The sequence below is a fragment of the Acetobacter okinawensis genome (assembly GCF_002153655.1).
GTDB lineage: Bacteria > Pseudomonadota > Alphaproteobacteria > Acetobacterales > Acetobacteraceae > Acetobacter > Acetobacter okinawensis_A.
The window spans coordinates 1-849 of the sequence record NZ_JOPJ01000052.1 but is presented as its reverse complement, the minus strand read 5'-3'; the positions used below and the strand labels follow the sequence as shown (position 1 = coordinate 849).

At 44.6% G+C, this 849-nt stretch carries 1 protein-coding gene; it reads left to right on the top strand.

The window, feature by feature from the left end:
• Positions 1-849 (top strand): hypothetical protein (locus HK26_RS13565; RefSeq protein WP_180539571.1); only part of this gene is annotated, 849 nt, incomplete at both ends.

Below are 849 nucleotides of genomic sequence, written 5' to 3'. Positions count from 1 at the left end.
TCCAAAGCAGAGGGAAAACCTCTGAAAATCACAGCAAAACAGGCTGTGGACTACGTCAGGGGGTATGACCTCCCATTTTATGCAGACATTCAGAAGAAAGGAAAAAACAATGACAGAACCATTCCAGAACTCGGAACAGGACAAGAGGATGACTTTATACCAGCAGACCTACCAGGAAGCCTATGGGGCGAACAGGAACACACAGGACATTCTCGACCTGATGAGCAACCAGACAGGAGACAAACCCTCACCCATCGACCAGATACAGCAATTGCTCGAAACCATCGCATTGCAACAAACACAAATCCTGTCATCACAAAGCCAGATATTGAAAAGATTGTCAGCACTGGAAAGCTGAACAGAGGCATCACCCACGTTGCCAGTCTATCCCATATTATTCTGATTACCCCTGATTATATCAAGGACATCAAAGTCCGATTGAAAGAAGCCAAAAAGGCAGACTGGTATTTTTATCGCAGAGCCTATCAGAACCTCAAAGACCAGCAATACTGGCTTGACCAATGCAACAACAGCATTGACAGCAACATCCTACTTTTGCTGGTGGAACTGTTCCTGAGCCTGTTTTTTGGTGGGTCTGTGACCATCAGAAACAAACCTTATCCCATTGCCATGAATTTTGGGCTTCCTGCTCCCATCAGTGATGCGACATGGAACATGATGTCAGAAGACCAGCAGGAAAATATCCTGTTTCAGAGCTTCCTTTTATACAGGGCATCCTACAGGAATTATCAGAAGTTACATGTCCAACAGAACAGGATTCCTGTCACGTTTGAGTTTTTCCTGAACCTGCATGGAAAGGATATTCTGACACAGATGATTTCCAGAAAT